At 40.1% G+C, this 601-nt stretch carries 1 protein-coding gene; it reads right to left on the minus strand.

What is annotated here, in order from left to right; genetic code table 11:
- A partial coding sequence (locus L654_RS0101790; protein ID WP_024607075.1) for an aldehyde dehydrogenase family protein occupies positions 1-601 on the minus strand: 601 nt, incomplete at both ends.

Genomic DNA, 601 nt, shown 5'->3' on the forward strand with positions numbered 1-601 from the left:
GCCTGCGGCTAAGCCTAGGTGAGTCCCGTTAGCGCGTGCAATAACATCGTCTTCATCGTCAAAAATAAGCACGCTCATTACAGGGCCAAATATTTCTTCTTTAACAATAGTCATGTCGTCATTACAATCAATAAACACAGTCGGTGCTACAAAGTAGCCATTAGGTGCAGATTTAGGTGAAAGCGTTGTACCACCGGTTAATAGCGTTGCACCTTCTTCAATACCTTTATTAACGTAGCTCATTACTAGTTCTTGGTGCTTTTTAGAAATAAGTGCGCCAAAGTTAGTATTTAAATCTTGTGGGTCGCCAGCAATAATGTTTTTCTCAGTGCGCGCTTTAAGCTCATCAATAAACTGCTGATATACATTTTTATGAACGTAAATACGTGTACAGTTAGTACAAATTTCGCCTTGCGTATAAAAGTTACCTAACATAGCAGCGCTAACTGCTTGCTCAATGTTGGCATCATCAAATACTAATAGTGGAGATTTACCACCAAGTTCCATCGTGACATCTTTTAAAGTACCGGCAGCACTTGCCACTACTTTTTTACCTGTGCCTACTTCACCCGTAAACGATACTTTATCAATATCGCTATGC

The organism is Pseudoalteromonas sp. TAB23, assembly GCF_000498075.1.
Taxonomy (GTDB): Bacteria; Pseudomonadota; Gammaproteobacteria; order Enterobacterales; family Alteromonadaceae; genus Pseudoalteromonas; species Pseudoalteromonas arctica.